The organism is Streptomyces sp. NPDC051214, assembly GCF_040682375.1.
In the GTDB taxonomy this organism is placed as follows: Bacteria; Actinomycetota; Actinomycetes; order Streptomycetales; family Streptomycetaceae; genus Streptomyces.
Genome location: NZ_JBFBAT010000002.1, coordinates 755,076 through 775,011, shown reverse-complemented (window position 1 = coordinate 775,011; position 19,936 = coordinate 755,076). Strand labels below are relative to the sequence as shown.

Annotated in this window: 14 protein-coding genes, 1 pseudogene and 1 riboswitch; of the genes and pseudogenes, 9 read left to right on the top strand and 6 right to left on the bottom strand. The window is 72.1% G+C overall.

The genetic code is table 11. The features are described 5' to 3' along the window. Positions 1-107: 107 nt before the first annotated feature. The 4 genes from AB0M70_RS07840 to AB0M70_RS07825 all read right to left on the bottom strand — a co-directional run bounded on the left by AB0M70_RS07840 (position 108) and on the right by AB0M70_RS07825 (position 4,870). Positions 108-236 carry a SapB/AmfS family lanthipeptide gene (locus AB0M70_RS07840; RefSeq protein WP_365817431.1) on the bottom strand — a complete coding sequence of 43 codons (129 nt, stop codon included), beginning with the start codon at positions 234-236 and terminating at the stop codon, positions 108-110. Between the two features lie 46 nt (positions 237-282). After that, entirely contained in the window at positions 283-2,964 is a 2,682-nt protein-coding gene (gene lanKC, locus AB0M70_RS07835; RefSeq protein ID WP_365817429.1) for a class III lanthionine synthetase LanKC, read from the bottom strand. A 206-nt stretch (positions 2,965-3,170) separates the two neighbouring features. Then, the gene (locus AB0M70_RS07830; protein WP_365817427.1) at positions 3,171-3,404 is read right to left on the bottom strand and encodes a ferredoxin; all 234 of its coding nucleotides are present in this window, start codon (positions 3,402-3,404) and stop codon (positions 3,171-3,173) included. Then, the gene (locus tag AB0M70_RS07825) at positions 3,404-4,870 is read right to left on the bottom strand and encodes an aldehyde dehydrogenase (RefSeq protein ID WP_365817425.1); all 1,467 of its coding nucleotides are present in this window, start codon (positions 4,868-4,870) and stop codon (positions 3,404-3,406) included. The genes AB0M70_RS07830 and AB0M70_RS07825 overlap by 1 nt, the downstream gene beginning before the upstream one ends. Before the next feature lie 194 nt (positions 4,871-5,064). Between AB0M70_RS07825 and AB0M70_RS07820 the strand changes: the two genes are divergently transcribed. The 7 genes and pseudogenes from AB0M70_RS07820 (at position 5,065) to AB0M70_RS07790 (ending at position 13,260) form a co-directional block, all read left to right on the top strand. After that, positions 5,065-6,114, top strand: a complete 1,050-nt coding sequence (locus tag AB0M70_RS07820; protein ID WP_365817423.1) for an MBL fold metallo-hydrolase — start codon at positions 5,065-5,067, stop codon at positions 6,112-6,114. 35 nt (positions 6,115-6,149) lie between these two features. After that, a riboswitch (cobalamin riboswitch) is annotated at positions 6,150-6,290 on the top strand. A gap of 127 nt (positions 6,291-6,417) precedes the next feature. Continuing rightward, a complete protein-coding gene (locus AB0M70_RS07815; protein ID WP_365817421.1) occupies positions 6,418-7,635 on the top strand; it encodes a prenyltransferase/squalene oxidase repeat-containing protein in 1,218 nt (405 codons plus the stop codon). Continuing rightward, positions 7,632-8,303, top strand: a complete 672-nt coding sequence (locus AB0M70_RS07810) for an SCO2322 family protein (protein ID WP_365817419.1) — start codon at positions 7,632-7,634, stop codon at positions 8,301-8,303. Before AB0M70_RS07815 ends, AB0M70_RS07810 begins: the two co-directional genes overlap by 4 nt. Before the next feature lie 7 nt (positions 8,304-8,310). Then, positions 8,311-9,426: pseudogene (locus AB0M70_RS07805) on the top strand (energy-coupling factor transporter transmembrane component T); the annotation flags it as partial. A gap of 524 nt (positions 9,427-9,950) precedes the next feature. Then, positions 9,951-11,627 (top strand): ATP-binding cassette domain-containing protein, encoded by a 1,677-nt coding sequence (locus AB0M70_RS07800; protein ID WP_365817418.1) that lies wholly within the window; start codon positions 9,951-9,953, stop codon positions 11,625-11,627. Beyond that, entirely contained in the window at positions 11,624-12,457 is an 834-nt protein-coding gene (locus AB0M70_RS07795) for an ECF transporter S component (RefSeq protein WP_365817416.1), read from the top strand. The genes AB0M70_RS07800 and AB0M70_RS07795 overlap by 4 nt, the downstream gene beginning before the upstream one ends. A 347-nt stretch (positions 12,458-12,804) precedes the next feature. Beyond that, positions 12,805-13,260, top strand: coding sequence for a transglycosylase SLT domain-containing protein (locus AB0M70_RS07790; protein WP_365817414.1), 456 nt, complete (start codon positions 12,805-12,807; stop codon positions 13,258-13,260). Between the two features lie 108 nt (positions 13,261-13,368). Here AB0M70_RS07790 and AB0M70_RS07785 read toward each other — a convergent pair whose 3' ends face one another. After that, entirely contained in the window at positions 13,369-14,538 is a 1,170-nt protein-coding gene (locus tag AB0M70_RS07785) for a steroid 3-ketoacyl-CoA thiolase (RefSeq protein WP_365817412.1), read from the bottom strand. Positions 14,539-14,801: 263 nt separating this feature from the next. Between AB0M70_RS07785 and AB0M70_RS07780 the strand changes: the two genes are divergently transcribed. Both AB0M70_RS07780 and AB0M70_RS07775 read left to right on the top strand, forming a co-directional pair. Then, positions 14,802-16,046, top strand: a complete 1,245-nt coding sequence (locus AB0M70_RS07780) for a cytochrome P450 (protein ID WP_365817410.1) — start codon at positions 14,802-14,804, stop codon at positions 16,044-16,046. 158 nt (positions 16,047-16,204) lie between these two features. Further along, positions 16,205-17,827, top strand: a complete 1,623-nt coding sequence (locus AB0M70_RS07775) for a hypothetical protein (RefSeq protein WP_365817408.1) — start codon at positions 16,205-16,207, stop codon at positions 17,825-17,827. Here the strand turns inward: AB0M70_RS07775 and AB0M70_RS07770 are convergent. After that, positions 17,781-19,913, bottom strand: coding sequence for a bifunctional glycosyltransferase 87/phosphatase PAP2 family protein (locus AB0M70_RS07770; RefSeq protein WP_365817406.1), 2,133 nt, complete (start codon positions 19,911-19,913; stop codon positions 17,781-17,783). The genes AB0M70_RS07775 and AB0M70_RS07770 overlap by 47 nt on opposite strands. Positions 19,914-19,936: the final 23 nt, after the last annotated feature.

Sequence of the window (19,936 nt, the reverse complement as noted above, 5' to 3'; positions counted from 1 at the left end):
CGGGCGTCCCCGCCTCGGCGGCCGACGCTGGCGGACCCGGGCGGGCCCCCTTGGAGGAGGCACCGCCCGGGCCGTCTGATGCCGTGCCGGTTACGCGCGGATGCGCGTCACAGACAGATGACCAGGCTGACCTCGCTCCAGCAGAGCAGCAGGCTGGCCGTGCTCTCGCCGCCGCCACCGCCGCCGCCACCGGTCATCTCGTCGGACTCCATGCTCTGCAGGTCGAGAAGCGTCATGATCTTCCCTCTCTTTTGGGGACGTAGTGTTCCTTTTTGGGTGGTGTCACGACCCCGCTGAAGCGCGGGACCGGCTCTGGGGCCGCCGGAGCGGCGGCAGGAAGGGGATGTGCGCGTCGCTCCCGCCGAGCGCGGCACCGAGGGCGACGAGGGCGCCCGCCGTGCCGGTGTGCAGGTCCATCGACAGGCGCATCATCTGGTTTCCGGGAAAGGCGAGTTGGCCCTCGTAGGACATGGAGAACCAGCCCAGTGCCGCGATCTGCCCGTCGATGTCCCCGGGCGTGATGCCCGGCGCGGTGCTGCGGCTGAGGTGGAGCAGCAGTCCGGCCCGCCCCTGGTACAGGCCCGGCTGGACGCAGAAGCGGGAGCGCGCGGCGGCCAGGATGCCCGTCCGCGCCTCCTCGAACCCGGCGTCGTCCCGGTGTGCGAGGTAGTCGTCGAGGACCATGCCGATGCCCACGCTGCCGTCGCCGAGGTAGGGCATGGCCCGCCAGCCCTCGTCCACCTGGACGGCGCCGTCCGCCCGCGTCACGCACCGGGAGAGGTCCGCGCGCAGGGCGTGTGCCGCCAGGTCGAGGAGCGCGGTGTCGCCGCTGCGCTCGTAGAGCCGCAGGAAGAGGAGGGCCGGGCCGGTGGCGCCGTGGAGCAGCCCGGCCCGCGGCCGCGCGTTCGGCGGGCTGTCGGAGGTGAGCCGCTGGGCCAGCAACTGTGCCGCACGGAGCGCGTGTTGGGCCAGGGCCTCCTCGCCGGTGCTGTGGGCGAGGGCGTCGAGGGCGAGGCCGAGGCCGGCGAGGCCGCCGTGCAGGTCGGAGGGGAGCCGCTGCCAGTTCTCCCTCAGGACGGTCTCCATCAGGTCGAGCGCGCGGGTGCGGTGACCGAGCCGGTCGAGTACGTGGGCGATGCCGGCGAGGCCGTCGTTGAGGCCGAGGGGGGTGCCGGGTGTGGCGGGCTCGGTGTGCTTCAGGAGCCAGCGCTCGCCTTCCTCGTAGCGTTCCCCGCCGCTCTCGGCGAGGGCGAGCAGCACTCCGGCCGCGCCGTGCGCGATGCCGAGTCCGCCGCCGTCGGTGAACTGGGCGATGTCACCGGGGAAGAGCCGGTCGTCGCGCTCGGGGGTGGCCGAGGCGAGGATGGCCTTGACCATCGAGTCGCGGCTGTGGGGCCAGTCGGCGGGGTCGACGAAGACGGTGGCCGCCCCCGCCGTCCTGGCGGCGCCGGCCCTGTCCCCCTTCGGGACGCCCTCCCCCAGGGCTTCCGGCGCTCCCGCCCGCAGGACCGGCGCCTGCTCGCCCGTGCCGGGGCGCTGGATCTCCGCCACCGCCTCGGCGAGGAACTCCTGCGGTACGTCCGGGAATTCGGCGGCGATCATCTCGGCGAGGTGCGCGGCCTTGCCGCGGTCGACGGCGAGCAGCGAGGTGACCGGCAGGAAGAGGGCGAGCCGCAGACACGCGAGGGCGTAGCGGTCGACGTCCGCGCCGGTGCGGTCCGGCGGCGCGACGAACCCGGGGTGTGCCATGACCTGGCGCCCGGAGTCGCCCACGGTGCCGGCGGCCTCGAAGTCGAGGAGCGCAACGGACTGTTCGTCGGGCGCGACCATGATGTTGAAGAGGTGCAGGTCGTTGAAGACGACGCCGCGTGCGTGCACGGCGGTGACGGCTTCCTCGACGCAGCGGTGCATGCGCAGCGCCCAGGCCGTGTAGTCGGCGATGGCCTGGGGGTCGGGCCGGCTGACCAGGAGCGGATGCCGGTGCGCGAAGAAGGAGTTGAGGGTGGTTCCCTCGAGGAAGTCCATGACCAGGAAGCGGTGGTCGCCGAGCAGGAACCAGTCCCTGACCTCGGGGGCGACACCGAGTCCGGAGAGCTTGTCCAGGGCGGCCTTCTCGCGTTCGAGCCGGGCGACGGCGTCGGCTCCGCCCGCGGCGAGACCGGCGTGCGGCCTGCCCTCCTTGAGGACGACCTTGCGGCCGTCGCGGGTGTCGGTGCCGGCGTAGACCCCGCCGCCGTTGGAGAAGTGCAGGGCCTTCTCGATGCGGTACGGCAGGTCGCCGACGGTGGTGGTGTTGCGGGCGGCCAGCTGGGGTGCGAGGAACGCGGGCAGCTCCACCCAGTCGGGCACCCGGAAGGCCGGGTCGCGGGAGTCGGGGACGAGCGTGCCCTCGGCGTTCTCGACGGCGGGCACGAGCGTGCCCTTGCCGTTGTCGCACATGCGCCGGGTGAAGGCCCCGTACCTGACGTAGAGCGGCCCTTCTTCCCAGCGCAGGTCGGTCAGGATGTAGGGCCCGTCGAACCCTTCGAGGCGCTTGCCCAACTCGGTGAGGACGGACTGCAGTTGTGTCTCGTCGTCCGGGTAGATCGTGGCGAACTTGCCGCTGTTGTCGCGGCCCGCGTACTTGCTGTTGCGCAGGTGCAGGAGGTGGGCGGCGGGCACGAACTTGAAGGGGATGCCGCGCTCGACGCAGTGGTCCCAGATGATCGCGCCGATGCGGTCGGCGTTGTCCAGGGTCGCGGAGGCGTGGACCTTCCAGCCCTGGGCGGGCGTGGGGCGCGGCTCCCCGTCGGCGCCGAGCGGGATGAGCGAGAGCCAGTCCCCCTTGCGCACCGACCGCCAGCCCGGCGGCACGGCCCGGCCCGCGGTCTCGAACTCAGGGGCGCTCTTGCCCACGGACAAGCGGTCCGGAGTCTCGTAGAAGTGCCTGTCCGCCAGACAGTAGACCTCGTACCGCTTGTCCACGAACGTCTCCTCCCCATGTGGTCTGGCTCAGAGAGTTCCAGGCCGCAAAGGGGACGGACAGTCACGGATGTCATCGATCGGGCATGCGGAACGCATGGGTAAAGTCCTGTTCGCACACTTTCGAGCACACATAACGTCCGCAGAACGTACACAATTCGGCTCAGAGGGCGTCACACAAGTAAATTCCGCCGCAGGAGCGGACCCCCTCAGTCCTCCGGCGGGAAGACGACCTCCCCGCTGCCGGACAACGTGATGGTGATCGCCTCGACCGGACACCCCTCGGCCGCTTCGAGCACTTTCTCGTTGGCGTCGGTCTCGGGGTCCTGAGGGTGCGACTGACGGGCGGAGTCGAGCGTGAAGCCGCCCGGCGCCGTGATCACGCACATCCCGGAGCCGATGCAGACCGACCGGTCCACCTCGACGTGCCAGCGGTCGCCCATCAGGCACCCGCCCCCCCGTACCCCGCGGGCAGGTGGATCATCTTGTGCTCGAAGTACTCGCCGTACCCCTCGGGCCCGAACTCCCGCCCGAGGCCGGAGTTCTTGTAGCCGCCGAACGGTCCGAGCATGTCGAGGCTGAAGGTGTTCACCGAGTACGTGCCGGTGCGCACCCGCCGCGCGATGTCGATGCCGCGCTCCGTGTCCGCCGTCCAGACGCTGCCGCTGAGCCCGTAGTCGGAGTCGTTGGCGATCTTCACGGCCTCGCTCTCGTCGCCGTACGGGAGCAGACAGATGACCGGGCCGAAGATCTCCTCGCGGGCGATGCGCATCGAGTTGTCGACGCCGCCGAAGAGGGTCGGCTCGACGTACCACCCCTCGTCGAACCCGGCCGGACGCCCGCCGCCCGTGAGGATCTTGGCGCCCTCCTCCTGGCCGATGCGGATGTAGTCGAGCGAGCGCTGCTGCTGGCGCTTGGCGACCAGCGGGCCCAGTTCGGTCTCCGGGTCGAGCGGGTCGCCGACCTTGAGCGCGGCGGCCGCGGCGGCGAAGGCCTCGGCGAACTCGTCGTGGCGGGAGTGCGGCACGAGGATGCGGGTCTGGGCCACGCACGCCTGGCCGTTGATCATCCAGGCGAAGGGGACGATGCCGGCGACCGCCGCCGAAGCGTCCGCGTCCGGCAGGATCACCGCGGCCGACTTGCCGCCCAACTCCAGTGTCACGCGCGTGAGGTTGCGGGCCGCGACCTCCATGACGCGCTTGCCCGCGCCGACGGAGCCGGTGAAGGACACCTTGTCGACGCCGGGGTGCCCCACGAGGTACTCGCTCACCTCGCGGTCGGCCGAGATGATCGAGAGCACGCCCTGCGGCAGCCCCGCCTCGGTGGCGATGTCGGCGAGGATGTACGCGTCGAGCGGCGTCTCGGGCGAGGTCTTGAGGATCACCGGGCACCCGGCGAGCAGCGCGGGCGCCAGCTTGGCCGCCGCGGTGAACTGCGGGACGTTCCACGGGACCACGGCCGCCACCACGCCGACCGGCTCGCGCCGGACCAGGATCTTGCCGAGGGCGCCGTCGCGCGCCTCCTCGTACGTGAAGTTCTTCGCGACCGTGAGCGCCGAGTCCCAGACCATCATCGCGGCGAGGGCCTGCACCATCACGCTCGACGTGTACGGGGTGCCGTTCTGGGAGCTGATGACGCGGGCGATCTCCTCGTGCCGCACGGCGAACGCGTCCTTGATCCTGGTGACGACCTCGATCCGCTCGTCGAGGGTCATCCGGGGCCAGGGGCCCTCGTCGAACGCCTTGCGCGCGGTGGCGACGGCCCGGTCGACGTCGGCGGGCGCGGCGTGCGGCACCCGTGCGAAGACCTGGCCGGTGTGCGGCGAGACCACCTCGATGACGTCCTTGCCGTGGGGGTCCACCAACTCCCCGCCGATGAACAGCTGTCCGTGTTCCACGAGCTCGGTCATGGTGACTGCCTCCTGCGGGAATCCGCCTGCGCGGCACGCTTTCTGACACTGTTTCAGAACTGATACCAGTTCTAGTTCCACTAGTCCACGGAGGGCAAGGCTCAAGTAGCCTGTTGAAACGGTCGACTTAGGCGATCATTGGAACCAGTTCTAGTTACGGTCGAGCGACGAACGAGAGAAGAAGAGGGCGCCCGATGACGCAGGTGACCGAACCGCAGGTGACCGAGCACGGCGGGGGCGTATGGAGCATCAAGGTCCCCATCCCCGACAACCCGCTGGGCTTCACCCTCGTCCACCTCCTGGACACGGACGCCGGCCCCGTCCTCGTCGACACGGGCTGGGACGACCCCACCTCCTGGGACGCACTCGCCGAGGGCCTCGCGGCCTGCGGCACGTCCCCCGACGCGGTGCACGGCGTCGTCATCACCCACCACCACCCCGACCACCACGGCCTGTCGGCCAAGGTCCGCGAGGCGTCGGGCGCGTGGATCGCGATGCACGAGGCGGACGCCTCGGTCGTGCGCCGCACCCGGACCGGGCCGCCCGCCCGCTGGTTCGACTACATGGTGGAGAAGCTGACGGCCGCGGGTGCCCCCGCCGACCATCTGGCCCCTCTCCTCGCCGCCCGTGACGCGGGCCGCGCACCCCGGCTGCCCGGCCTGGCCGCCGCGCTCCCCGACCGCGGCATCACCCCCGGCGAGCTCCTCGAACTGCCTGGGCGCAGGCTCCGCGCGATCTGGACCCCCGGCCACACGCCCGGCCACGTCTGCCTGCACCTGGAGGAGGAGCACCCGGCGCGACTGCCCGGCCACGGCCGCCTGTTCTCCGGCGACCATCTCCTGCCCGGGATCACCCCGCACATCGGCCTGTACGAAGACCCCGACGACGAGACCGTGACCGATCCGCTCGGCGACTACCTCGACTCCCTGGAGCGCATCGGCCGCCTGGGGGTCGCCGAGGTGCTCCCGGCCCACCAGTACGCGTTCACCGACGCCCCGGGGCGCGTCCAAGAGATCCTGGCCCACCACGAGGAGCGCCTGACGGATCTGCTCGCCCTCCTCGCCGAGCCCCTCACCCCCTGGCAGCTCGCCGAGCAGATGGAGTGGAACCGCCCCTGGGCCCAGATCCGCTACGGCTCGCGGAACATCGCGGTCTCCGAGGCCGAGGCCCATGTGCGGCGCCTGGTGAAGCTGGGGCGCGCGGAGGCGGTGGGCCACGATCCCGTGCGGTACCGCGCGGTGTGACCTCCTGCCGGGGGCGGCCGCCTCGGGGCCCGTCCCCTACGGGCCGGTAGAGTGGCCCCGTCGTCATCATGCCCGTACGGGGGGAAGCCGGTGCGAATCCGGCGCTGACCCGCAGCCGTGATCCACGGTCCTCAGGACCGGTGGAGAGCCGGATCGCCTCGTACGGAACGTGACCGGCTCGCGTCATCGGAACCGCCGATGACCGGCACCGTCGAGGTATACGGAGCCGGAGCCGCCCGGTGCCCGTGCCCGCACGCGCCCGTGCTGCCCCGCTCCCCCGCAGGGAGAGGCACCCGCCGCATCATGAACGTTCGCCGCAGCGCAGCGGTCCTGGCCGCCGTCGCCGTGTTCGGTTCGGCCGCCGCCCCGGCCGCCTTCGCGGACACCGCGTCCCCGTCGCCCTCCGCCAAGCTGCCCTCCGGTCTGTACGGCGACGCGGACCCCAAGTTCGACGGGGTGTTCCGGCAGTCGTACGCCCTGCTCGCCCAGGACTCCGTCGGCGTGAAGCCCGCCGCGAAGTCCGTCGACTGGCTCACCGGGCAGCAGTGCACGAACGGCGGTTACGCCGCCTACCGCCCCGACGCGGGCGAGCCCTGCGGCTCCAAGACGATGTTCGACAGCAACGCGACGGCGTCGGCCGTGCAGGCGCTCGCCGCGCTCGGCGGCCAGCAGAAGACGGTCGGCAAGAGCGTCGACTGGCTGAAGTCCGTGCAGAACCAGGACGGCGGCTGGGGCTACAGCCCCGGCATGGACTCGGACGCCAACTCCACCGGCATCGTCATCGGCGCGCTCGTCGCGGCGGGCGAGAAGCCGCAGTCGGTGAAGTCGCAGGACGGCAAGTCCCCGTACGACGCGCTGCCCGCCCTCGCGATGAGCTGTGGCAAGGACGGCGGCGCCTTCGGCCTCGCCGACGTCAAGTCCGGCAAGCTCTCGCCGAACGCGGACGCCACCGCGGCCGGCGTCCTCGGCGCGCACGGCAAGGGCCTGGTCGTGGACGCGGCCAAGAAGAAGGAAGCCGCCCCGAAGTGCGCGAAGGCCGACACCGCCGAGCAGGCGGCGTCGAACGGCACGGGCTACCTCCTGAAGACGCTCGCCAAGGGCGACGACCACCTGATGTCGTCGATGCCCGGCGCCAAGAACATGCCCGACCTCGGCAACACCGCCGACTCCGTGCTCGCGCTCGCCGCGGCCGGTCAGCCGGAGCAGGCCGAGAAGTCGGCCCAGTGGCTGGCGAAGAACTCCGCGCAGTGGGCCGAGAAGTCCGGCCCCGCCGCCTACGCCCATCTGATCTTCGCCGCCCGCGCCGCCGGCCTGGACCCGCGTGACTTCGGCGGCGCGGACCTGGTCAAGCAGCTGGGCGCACAGGGGCCCGCCCCGCAGGCGACGGAGAAGGCCGCCGACGAGAAGAAGGACAGCGACGACGGCGGCGTGAGCATCTGGTGGATCATCGGCGTCGGCATGGTCGCCGGCATCGGCATCGGCTTCCTCTACAGCGGCAACAAGAAGAAGCAGCAGCTGTGACGCGGGGTCGCGCGCGGTGCGGGCGCCTGGTGATCGGGGCGCTCTTCGCCGCCCTGCTCGGTGTCCTCACCGCCGCCCCCGCGCAGGCCGCCGGGTACCGCTACTGGTCCTTCTGGGACCGGGACGGTTCCAGCTGGGCGTACGCGAGCCAGGGGCCGAGCACCGCGCGCCCCGACGACGGGGCCGTCCAGGGCTTCCGGTTCGCCGTGTCCGCCGACTCGAAGGACGCCGCGAAGCCGCGCGGCGCCGCCGACTTCGACACGATCTGCGCCAAGACCCCCGCCAAGGACGACCGCAAGCGGATCGCCCTGGTCATCGACTTCGGCACGCCGGGCGACGCCCCCGACGGGGAGAGCCCGCCGAAGGCGCGTACGGCCTGCGCTCAGATCGCGGACGACGCGACCAGCGCGGACGCGCTCGCCGCGGTCGCCAAGCCCCTGCGCTACGACAGCAACGCCCTGCTGTGCGCCATCGCGGACTATCCGAAGTCGGGCTGCGGCGAGCAGGTCTCGGGCAACGGCGAGTCCGACGCCACGGAGAAGAAGCCGGCCGCGAGCGACGAGGAGAGCGGCTCCGGTGGCCCCTCCGTCGGTCTGATCGCGGGCGTGGCCGCCATCGCCCTGCTCGGCGGGGCCGCCCTCTGGCAGGCACGCCGCCGACGCGGCTGACCGCACGATGACCGACCACCCGAGCACCGCTCCCGGTGCGCTGCGCAGGCGCCTGGCCCCCCAGGCGCACCGGAGCAACGCGCTGCATCCCGGCGCCTGGTGGGTGTGGGCGCTCGGGCTCGGCGTCGCGGCGTCGCGCACCACCAACCCCCTGCTGATCGGTCTCCTCATCGGCGTCGCGGGCTATGTCGTCGCGGCCCGCCGGACCTCGGCCCCGTGGGCGCGGTCGTACGGCGCCTTCGTGAAGCTGGGCCTCGTCGTGATCGCGATCCGGCTGGTCTTCGCCGTCGTCCTCGGTTCCCCCATCCCCGGTACGCACGTCATCGTGACGCTCCCCGAGGTGCCGCTGCCCGACTGGGCGAAGGGGGTGCGGATCGGGGGCCGGGTGACGGCCGAGGGGCTGCTCTTCGCGCTCTACGACGGGGTGCGCCTGGCCGGTCTCCTCATCTGCGTCGGCGCCGCCAACGCCCTGGCCAGTCCGGCACGGCTGCTCAAGTCGCTGCCGGGCGCGCTGTACGAGGTGGGGGTCGCCATCGTCGTCGCGATGACGTTCGCACCGAACCTGATCATGGACGTGCAGCGCCTTCGCGCCGCGCGGCGTCTTCGCGGACGCGCCGACAAGGGCATCCGGGGACTGCTCCAGGTCGGGCTGCCCGTCCTCGAGGGCGCCCTTGAGCGGTCGGTCGCGCTGGCCGCCGCGATGGACGCGCGCGGCTTCGGCCGCAGCGCGCCGGTTCCGGCCGGGGTGCGCAGGGCGACGGCGGCCCTGACGCTCGGCGGCCTGATGGGCGTCTGCGTGGGCACGTACGGCCTGCTCACGGCGGACGGCACGAGGTACGGCCTGCCCGTGCTCGCCGTCGGCCTCGTCGCCGCCCTCGCCGGGCTCCGCCTCGGCGGCCGGCGCTCCGTGCGCACCCGCTACCGCCCCGACACGTGGGGCGTACGCGCCTGGCTCGTCGCCGGGTCGGGCATCGCGGTGGCAGGCCTGACGCTCTGGGCCGCCGCGTACGACACGGCCGCCCTGCACCCCGGGGTCGTCCCCCTGACCGCGCCGACGCTGCCGCTGTGGCCCGCACTGGCCGTCCTCATCGGGCTGCTGCCCGCGTTCGTGGCACCGGTGCCGACGGGTGAGGCGGCGCCTGTACCTGCGGAAAAGCGGAGGCCCACACCCGCGACAAAGGCATCACCGGCACCCGCCGGAGAGCCGACATCCGCCGGAGAGCCGACACCCGCCCGGGAGCCGACACCTGCCGGAAAGCAGATGCCCGCCCGGCAGGCCGCACCCGCAGGGGAGCCGACACCTGCCGGAGAACAGCCGCCCACCCGGCAAGCCGCACCCGCCGGAGAGCCGACACCTGCCGGAGAACAGCCGCCCACCCGGCAAGCCGCACCCGCCGGAGAGCCGACACCTGCCGAAGAACAGCCGCCCACCCGGCAAGCCGCACCCGCCGGAGAGCCGCCCTCCGCCGGAGAGCCGGCACCCGCCCGGCAGACGGCACCCGCCGGAGAGCAGCCACCTGCCAGACAGCAGCCGCCCGCCAGGGATCAGCCGCCCGCCAGGCAGGCCGCTTCCGCGCCCGCCGTCGGTGCCGAGTCCGCTGCCGCGACCCCCGATTCCGCCACCCCGCCTCCCCCCGAGGAGCCCTCATGATCCGCTTCGAGGATGTCTCCGTGACGTACGAAGGGGCCGCGGGGCCCACCGTGCGCGGGGTCGATCTCGCTGTTCCCGAGGGTGAGTTGGTGCTCCTCGTCGGGCCTTCCGGGGTCGGCAAGTCGACGCTGCTCGGCACGGTGAGCGGGCTCGTGCCGCACTTCACCGGGGGCACGCTGCGGGGCCGGGTGACGGTGGCGGGACGCGACACGCGGACCCACAAGCCGCGGGAACTCGCCGATGTCGTCGGCACGGTGGGCCAGGACCCGCTCTCGCACTTCGTGACGGACACGGTCGAGGACGAGCTGGCGTACGGGATGGAGTCGCTCGGGCTCGCCCCCGACGTGATGCGCCGCCGCGTCGAGGAGACCCTCGACCTCCTCGGCCTCGCCGATCTGCGCGACCGGCCCATCGCCACGCTCTCCGGCGGCCAGCAGCAGCGCGTCGCCATCGGCTCGGTGCTCACACCGCACCCCGAGGTCCTCGTCCTGGACGAGCCGACGTCCGCCCTCGACCCGGCCGCCGCCGAGGAGGTCCTCGCCGTACTGCAGCGCCTGGTGCACGACCTGGGCACGACGGTCCTGATGGCCGAGCACCGCTTGGAGCGGGTCGTGCAGTACGCCGACCAGGTCCTGCTGCTCGCGGCGCCGGGCGAGCCGCCCGTGCTCGGCGACCCCGCCTCGCTGATGGCCGTGTCGCCGGTGTTCCCGCCGGTGGTGGGTCTCGGCCGCCTCGCGGGCTGGTCCCCGCTGCCGCTGACGGTGCGGGACGCCCGGCGGAAGGCCGGCGCACTGCGGGAGCGGCTGGCCGGGGCCGAACCGCGGGAGGAGGTCACGGCCGTACGACCGGCGGCGGGCCGCCCGAGCCTCTTCAGGCGTACGAAGAAGACGGATGCCCCGGAAGCCGCCGCCGCGAGCGTCACGGGTCTGGCCGTGCGCCGGGGCCGGGTGGAGGCCCTGCGCCGCGTGGACCTCACGGTCTCCGCAGGCGAGACGGTGGCCCTGATGGGCCGCAACGGCGCCGGGAAGTCCACGCTCCTGTCCACCTTGGTGGGCCTGCTGGAACCGGCGGCGGGCTCGGTCCGCGTCGGCGGCGCGGTCGCCCACCGCACAGGACCCCGCGAACTGATCCGGCACGTGGGCCTGGTCCCCCAGGAGCCGCGTGACCTCCTCTACGCGGACACGGTGGCCGCCGAGTGCACGGCCGCCGACCACGACGCGGGAGCGGAGCCCGGCACCTGCCGCGCGCTGGTCAGCGGACTGCTGCCCGGCATCGCGGACGACACCCACCCCCGCGACCTCTCCGAGGGCCAGCGCCTCACCCTGGCCCTGGCGATCGTGCTGACCGCCCGCCCGCCGCTGCTCCTTCTGGACGAGCCGACCCGTGGCCTCGACTACGCGGCCAAGGCCCGCCTGGTCACGCTCCTGCGCGGTCTCGCCGCCGAAGGCCACGCGATCGTCCTCGCCACGCACGACGTGGAGCTGGCCGCGGAACTGGCCCACCGGGTCGCGATCCTCGCCGACGGGGAGATCGTCGCCGACGGCCCGACCTCCGACATCGTGGTCTCCTCCCCCTCCTTCGCCCCCCAGACCACCAAGATCCTCGCCCCGCAGAAGTGGCTGACGGTCACGGAGGTACGGGACGCGCTCGGTGCCGAGGGCGGTACCCCATGAGCAGTTCCCCCCTGGCCCGCCAGGCCCGCCCCATCCGCCTGGGGCCACGCTCGATCGGCGCCCTCGCGCTCGTCAGCGCGGTCGGCGTGGTGGCCTTCGGGTGGCCGCTGATCGCGGGCGGGGAGTCAGGGCTGAGCGCACACGCGCAGGACGCGCCCTGGCTGTTCGCGGCGCTGCTGCCGCTTCTGCTCGCCGTCGTCGTGGCGACCATCGCCGACGTCGGTCTCGACGCGAAGGCCATCGCGATGCTGGGGGTGCTCGCCGCGGCCGGTGCCGCGCTGCGGCCGCTGGGGGCGGGGACGGCCGGGATCGAGCCGATGTTCTTCCTGATGGTGCTCAGCGGGCGCGTGCTCGGGCCGGGGTTCGGGTTCGTGCTCGGCGCCGTGTCCATGTTCGCCTCCGCGCTCCTGACCGGTGGCGTCGGTCCGTGGATGCCGTTCCAGATGCTGTCCATGGGGTGGGTGTGCATGGGGGCGGGGCTGCTGCCGGGACCCGACACCCTGCGCGGGCGCGGGGAGCTGTGGCTGCTCGCCGCCTACGGGGCCGTGTCGTCCGTCCTGTACGGAACCGTGATGAATCTGCAGGGCTGGCCCTACCTCGGCGGCCTCGCGACCGGCGTCTCCTTCGTGCCCGGCGACCCCGTCGGCGACAACCTGGGCCGTTTCGTCGCGTACTGTCTGGCGACCTCGCTGGGCTGGGACCTCCCCCGCGCCGTGGTGACCGTGCTCCTGAGCCTCGCCCTCGGCCCCGCCGTCCTGAAGGCGCTGCGCCGGGCCACGCGCCGGGCCGCGTTCGAGGCCCAAGTCACATTTGACGGTCCAAAGGCGTAAGCGTCCGGTGGCTCTCCGTCGCCCGAAGGGGTCCTTCGCGGTGAGGCGGCCCACAGTACTTTCGTCCTCTACTAGGGCGGGCCGTAGAGATGGCCCGCTGGCGCGTACGCGTCAAAACATCCCCTGACCTGCGGATTGAGAGCCAGATCACACGAGGGGCCTTCCGCACACATGCGACATCCACTAGTAAAAGGGGTCATTGCGGAGACGCGGCAGCCCTGTTTCTCTGGATCGAGTCGCACGGCGCCGCCGGTCGCAAGGCCCCCGGCGCCGACGCATTCCCCCGGCCACATCCTCGTGGTCCACGGCATGCCCGCGACACCATGTCCCCCACGGAAGGCCACGCTTTGTCCGCCACGCTCCTCCGCCGTATCGCCACCCCGAAGAAGGCCCTCACCGGTGCCGCCGTGGCCGTCGCCACGACCGGCATGGTGTTCAGCGCGGGCGCGGCCCAGGCCGCCGCCCCCACGGCGGCGAAGGCCGCGGCTCCGGCCGCCGCTCCCGCCGCGGCGCCCTCCTCGGCCCAGGCGATCGCGAAGAAGATGATCCCGGACCCCGCCCAGTACAAGGCGTTCAGCAAGATCGTGGAGCACGAGAGCGGCTGGAACCCCAAGGCCACGAACGCCTCCTCCGGCGCCTACGGCCTCGTCCAGGCCCTGCCCGCCTCGAAGATGGCGTCGGCGGGCTCGGACTGGAAGACCAACCCCGAGACCCAGATCAAGTGGGGCCTCGACTACATGAACGACCGCTACGGCAGTCCGGTCGGCGCCTGGAACCACTGGCAGGCCAACGGCTCCTACTGAGCCGCGAGGAACTCCTGAAGCACACGAAGGCGGCCGCCCCCGGCGAGGGGGTGGCCGCCTTCGTCGTATCCGTGCCAGACATCGCTCAGCGCAACATCGCTCAGCGCATCAGAGCCGCTGAATGATCGTCCCCGTCGCCACCGCCCCGCCCGCGCACATCGTGATCAGCGCGAACTCCTTGTCCCGCCGTTCGAGCTCATGCAGGGCCGTCGTGATGAGCCGCGCCCCCGTCGCCCCCACGGGATGCCCCAGCGCGATCGCGCCCCCGTTCACGTTCACCTTCTCCAGGTCCTGCTCGAAGACCTGCGCCCAGCTCAGGACCACCGACGCGAAGGCCTCGTTGATCTCCACGAGGTCGATGTCCTTCAGGGACATCCCCGCCTTGCCGAGCACCGCCCGCGTCGCGTCGATCGGACCGTCCAGATGGAAGTGCGGATCGGCGCCCACCAGGGCCTGCGCCACGATCCGCGCGCGCGGCCGCAGCTTCAGGGCCCGCGCCATCCGCTTCGACGCCCACATGATCGCCGCGGCGCCGTCCGAGATCTGCGAGGAGTTGCCCGCGGTGTGCACGGCGGTCGGCATCACCGGCTTGAGCCGCTCGAGGCCCTCCATCGTGGTGTCCCGCAGCCCCTCGTCCCGGTCGACGAGGCGCCACATGCCCTGCCCCGCGGCCTGCTCCTCCTCCGTCGTGGGGACCTGGACGGCGAAGGTCTCGCGTTTGAAGCGCTCCTCGGCCCAGGCGGTCGCGGCGCGCTCCTGCGAGATGAGGCCGAGCGAGTCGACGTTCTCCCTCGTCAGGCCGCGATGACGGGCGATCCGCTCGGCCGCCTCGAACTGGTTGGGCAGGTCGACGTTCCACTCCTCGGGGAACGGCTTGCCGGGGCCGTGCTTGGAGCCCGACCCCAGCGGCACCCGCGACATGGCCTCGACGCCGCAGCTGATGCCCACGTCGATGACACCGGCCGCGACCATGTTGGCGACCATGTGGCTCGCCTGCTGCGACGAGCCGCACTGACAGTCCACCGTCGTCGCGGCGGTCTCGTACGGAAGGCCCATCGTGAGCCAGGCCGTGCGCGCCGGGTTCATGGACTGCTCCCCGGCGTGGGTGACCGTGCCGCCCACGATCTGCTCGACGCAGTCGGCGTGGATGCCCGTGCGGCCGAGGAGCTCGCGGTAGGTCTCGCCGAGCAGATAGGCGGGGTGGAGATTGGCGAGCGCGCCGCCGCGCTTACCTATGGGGGTGCGTACGGCTTCGACGATGACAGGTTCCGCGGCCATGGGCGTCCTCTCCATCCACATCCCGCGCGAGTGTCCCGGCACCCACGCGGAGAACTAGTACGCGTTCTAGTTCTGCAAGCAGTCTGCTGAGCGCGACCCCGGCACCGCAAGGGGCTTGCACGCACCTTGCGCACTACCTGCACGAAAGGGATCCCGTCGCGGGCCTTGCCTCTTGTAGAACCCGTTACTACCTTGCGGGGCATCTCCTGATGGACCGTCAGGAAAGCTACAGAGATGAAAGACCTGAACTCCTGGAGTTGCCGATGCCCTGTCCAGCGCTGCCCGACGGGTTCGACTTCACCGACCCCGACCTGCTCCAAGAGCGCGTTCCCCACCCGGAGTTCGCCCAGCTGCGGCAGACGGAACCGGTGCGCTGGATCGCCCAGCCGCCCCGCATCTCCGGCTTCGACGACGCGGGCTACTGGGCCGTCACGCGGCACGCCGACGTCAAGTACGTCTCCACACACCCGGAGTTGTTCTCCTCCAACCTCAACACCGCGGTCATCCGGTTCAACGAGACGATCAGCCGCGACCAGATCGAGGTCCAGAAGCTGATCATGCTGAACATGGACCCGCCCGAGCACACCCGGGTCCGCCAGATCGTGCAGCGCGGCTTCACCCCCCGCGCCATACGCTCCCTGGAGGACGCCCTGCGCCACCGCGCGGGCTCCATCGTCGAGACGGCCCTGGCGAACGCCGCGGCCGACGGCTCCTTCGACTTCGTCACGAACGTCGCCGTGGAACTTCCCCTCCAGGCGATCGCCGAGCTCATCGGCGTGCCCCAGGACGACCGTACGAAGATCTTCGACTGGTCCAACAAGATGGCGGCCTACGACGACCCGGAGTACGCGATCACCGAGGAGGTCGGCGCCGAGGCGGCCATGGAGATCGTCTCGTACGCGATGAACCTCGCCGCGGCCCGCAAGGAGTGCCCGGCCAAGGACATCGTCAGCCAGCTGGTGGCCGCCGAGGACGAGGGCAACCTCTCCTCCGACGAGTTCGGCTTCTTCGTGATCCTGCTCGCGGTGGCCGGCAACGAGACGACCCGCAACGCCATCACCCACGGCATGCACGCCTTCCTCACCCACCCGGAGCAGTGGGAGCTCTTCAAGCGCGAGCGCCCCGAGACCACCGCCGAGGAGATCGTGCGCTGGGCCACCCCCGTCGTCTCCTTCCAGCGCACCGCGACGCAGGACACCGAGATCGGCGACGCGAAGATCAAGCAGGGCGACCGCGTCGGCATCTTCTACTCCTCGGCCAACAACGACCCCGAGGTCTTCGACGACCCGATGACGTTCGACATCACCCGCGACCCGAACCCGCACCTCGGGTTCGGCGGCGGAGGCCCGCACTTCTGCCTCGGCAAGTCGCTCGCGGTCCTGGAGATCAACCTCATCTTCAACGCGATCGCGGACGCGCTGCCCGACCTCCGTCTGGTCTCCGACCCCCGCAGGCTCCGCTCGGCCTGGCTGAACGGCGTCAAGGAACTGCAGGTCACGACCGGCTGACCCGCCGCCGGGGAGGCAGGGGCAACTCCACCCACGCCCTGCCCCTGCCTCCCCGGGCCTCCCCCGGAGCTTTTGCGCCGAAGCCAACGTTTCCGTTGCGTGGCGCGTCTTGAGAAGTGAACCTTGCCTTTCCAAGACTTCGAACGGAAACGGTCGCCGTGGTCTCCGCAGGTCTCTCCGTCGCGCCGTCGGGCAGCACACCCAATGAGCGGAAGACCTCCCTCCGCGCCTTCTGCCGGCGCCACCGGGTGCCGCTCCTCGCCACGCTGCCCACGCTGCCGCTGTACGCGGTGTGGGCGGCGTTCCTCGCCACCGGTGGCGGCGACCTGGCGGCCCAGGAGGCGTGGGCGCGGTTCGCCTCGGAGCACGGGGCCGCGGCGTACGGCCTGTTCTGGTACGGCGGCATGCACACCGCCAACTACAGCCTGATCGCGCCCTACTTGATGGCCGCCGTGGGCGTGAAGACCGTGACGGTGGTGTCGGGTGTCGCCGGAGCCTGGCTGGTCGCCGCGCTCGTCGAACGCACCGGGATGCGGCGCCCGCTGTGGCCCGCGGTGCTCGCCTCGCTGGCGGTGTGGTGCAACGTCGCGTCCGGGCGCACGACGTTCGCGCTCGGCATCGCCTTCGGGTTCGCGGCGTGCCTGGTCCTCGTGCGCGAGCGGCGGGTGGGGGCCGCCGTGGTGTGCGCGGCGCTCGCCACCATGTCCAGCCCCGTGGCGGGACTCTTCCTCGTGGTGGCGGGCGCCGCCTACTTCCTCGTACGTGACTGGGGACGGGCCGCGGCGCTGACGGTGCCGCCGGTACTGGTGGTGGGGATCACCACCGCGCTCTTCCCCTTCTCCGGCGAGCACCTGATGCCGTTCGACCGGATCTTCCCGCCCGTGCTCTTCAGCCTCGCGCTCATCGTGGCGGCTCCGCGCGAGTGGCGTGTGCTGCGGTGGGGGGCCGCGGTGTACGCGGCCGGGACGGTCCTGACCTACCTCATCCCGTCCCCGATCGGCACGAACGTGGAGCGCCTGGCCGAGCTGCTCGCGCCCGCAGCGCTGCTCGGCGCGCTCCTGATGCCGGCCCTGACCCGCGCCCGCCGCGTCGTGCTCACGGTCGCGCTCATCCTCTCCTCTGCCTGGGTCGGGCAGAAGACCGCGGACGACCTGACGGTGTCGACGGCCGTGCCGAAGTGGGCAGCCGACACCAAGGGCGTGGTGCGGGAGCTGGAGCGGCTCGGCGCCGACCGGGGCCGCGTGGAGGTGGTCCCGGCCCGCAATCACCGCGAGGCCACGGCCCTGGCGCCGTACGTGAACATGGCGCGCGGCTGGAACCGGCAGCTCGACATCGAGCGCGGGCGCCTCTTCTACGACGGGTCGTTCTCGGCCACCACCTACCGGGCGTGGCTGGACAAGTGGGCCGTCGGCTATGTGGTGCTGCCGTCGGGCAAGCCGGACGGGTTCGCCGAGGACGAGGCGGCCCTGGTCGCCAGTGGCCCCAAGTGGCTCGAACCGGTGTGGCGGGACGCGAACTGGCGGGTGTTCCGGGTGAAGAACGCGGTGCCGATGGTGTCGAAGCCGGCGGCCGTCGTGAAGTCCACCGGGTCGGCCATGGTGGTGCGCGTGCCCACGCGCGGGCCGGTGACGCTGCGCCTGGTGTACTCGCCGTGGCTCCGGGCCGAGGGGGCCTGCCTGGAGCGGCACGGCGAGTTCACCCGGCTGACGGTCTCCACCCCGGGCACGTACACGATCAGCTCGGGGTACGGTCCTTCGCCGAGCCCTTCGTCATGTCGATGACCGGCTTCGGGCCCGTGACCTGCCCGGCGTCCGTGACCTGTCCCGCGCCCGTGACCGGCTGCGCGTCCGAGACCGGCTCCGCGCCCGTCGCCACCCGCAGGTTTTTGCCCACCCGGGGCCCGGCCAGCAGGTAGCCGATGCCGAAGCCCGCGCCGACGACGGCCGCGCCGCCCACCGCGTCCAGGACCCAGTGATTGCCGGTGGCGACGATCGCGGCGACCGTGCACAGCGGATGCAGCAGGCCCAGGGCCTTCATCCACCACTTCGGCGCGAGCATCACGATCACCACACCGCACCACAGCGACCAGCCGAAGTGCAGCGAGGGCATCGCCGCGTACTGGTTGGTGAGCGCGGTCAGCGTGCCGTAGTCCGGCTGGGTGAAGTCCTGCACGCCGTGCACCGTGTCGATGAAGCCGAGCTCGGGCATCAGGCGCGGCGGGGCCAGCGGGTAGAGCCAGAACCCGACGAGCGCGAGGAGCGTGGCGAAGCCGAGGGCCGAGCGCGCCCAGCGGTAGTCGGCGGGGCGCCGGACGTAGAGCACGCCGAGGACGGTCAGCGGCACCACGAAGTGGAACGAGGTGTAGTAGAAGTTGAAGAACTCCTCGAGCCAACTGACCTTCACCACCGCGTGGTTGACCCAGTGCTCGATGTCGATCCGCAGAAACTGCTCGATGGCGTGGACCTGCTCGCCGTGGTGTTCGGCGGTGGCCCGTCCGCCCGAGTTGGTGCCGCCCGTCGCGGCGAGGCGTGCCTGCTGGTAGGCGGAGTAGCCGACGCGGATCAGGAGCAGTTCGAGCAGGAGGTTCGGCCGGGTGGTGACCCGCCGCCAGAACGGCAGCAGCGGCACCCAGCTGAAGCGCGCGGGCGCGGGCCTGGCGTAGTCGGTGGGGACGGGCTCCTGGTACCGCGGGTCGGTACGGGACAGGAACGGCACCACCGTGGCGGCGGCGAGCGCGGCGATCAGGACGACGTTGTCGCGGATGGGCTCCACGACCGGCATGTTCGGCAGCATCATCTTCGCCGGCAGCGTCGAGACGAGGACGACGGCGACGGGCCACATGTACCGGTCGGACTGCTTCTTCCCGGCCCGGCCGACCACCGCGAGCAGCACCCACAGGAGCTGGTGCTGCCAGGTCGTCGGGGACACGGCGACGGCGACACAGCCGGTGATCGCGACGGCGAGCAGCAGTTGCCCGTCCTTGGCGTAGCGCACGGCCCGGCGCAGGCCGAACCAGACGACCACCGCGCCCAGGGCCACGTACAGCCCGATCTCCAGCGGCCCTTCGAGGCCGAACCGGAGCAGGGCGCCGTGCAGCGACTGGTTGGCGAGACCGGCCGGACTCGCGCCGAGGCCCGCGCCCGCGATGTGGTGTATCCAGTACGTCCACGAGTCGTGCGGCATCGCGGCCCAGGCGAGCGCGGTGATGGCGAGGAAGGTGGCGCCGGTGGACGCGGTGGCCCGCCTGCGGCCGGTGAACCAGAAGAGGGCGGCGAAGAGCAGCAGCGTGGGCTGGAGCGCGGCCCCGATGCCGATGAGGACGCCGCTGGCGCGTTCCCCGCGGACCGCGAAGCACCCGAGCAGGACGAGGAGCACGGGGAAGATGCTGGTCTGGCCCAGATACAGGGTGTTGCGCACCGGCAGCGACAGCATCAGGAGACAGATCGCGACGGGCGCGGCGAGCAGCGAGGTGCGCCGGGAGACGGGCTGTGGCAGGGCGCGGGCGGCGACGAGCCCGAGGATCACGACCAGGATCAGCGTGCCGAACGTCCAGCCCCAGCCGAGCGCCTGCTCGGCCGCGCGGGAGAACGGTTTGAGCACGAGTCCCGCGAAGGGGGTGCCGGTGAACTTGTCCGCGTCGTAGAACGAGCCGTTCACATGCAGGACGCCGTCCGGGCCGATCCAGGTCTCCAGGTCGATGAGCCGCTCGCCTTTCGGCGTACGCAGGACGACGGCCGCCTGTCGCACCGCGAGTACTGCAGCGATCAGCCAGAGGGCGACACGGACCGCCCCGATCCGCGTCGTCGGTGTGCCGGGTCCCCCCGTCCCAAAGGCATTTCCCGGTCCTCCGTGCTCGACATTCGCCACGCCCCGTCGGCCCTCCCGCCCGC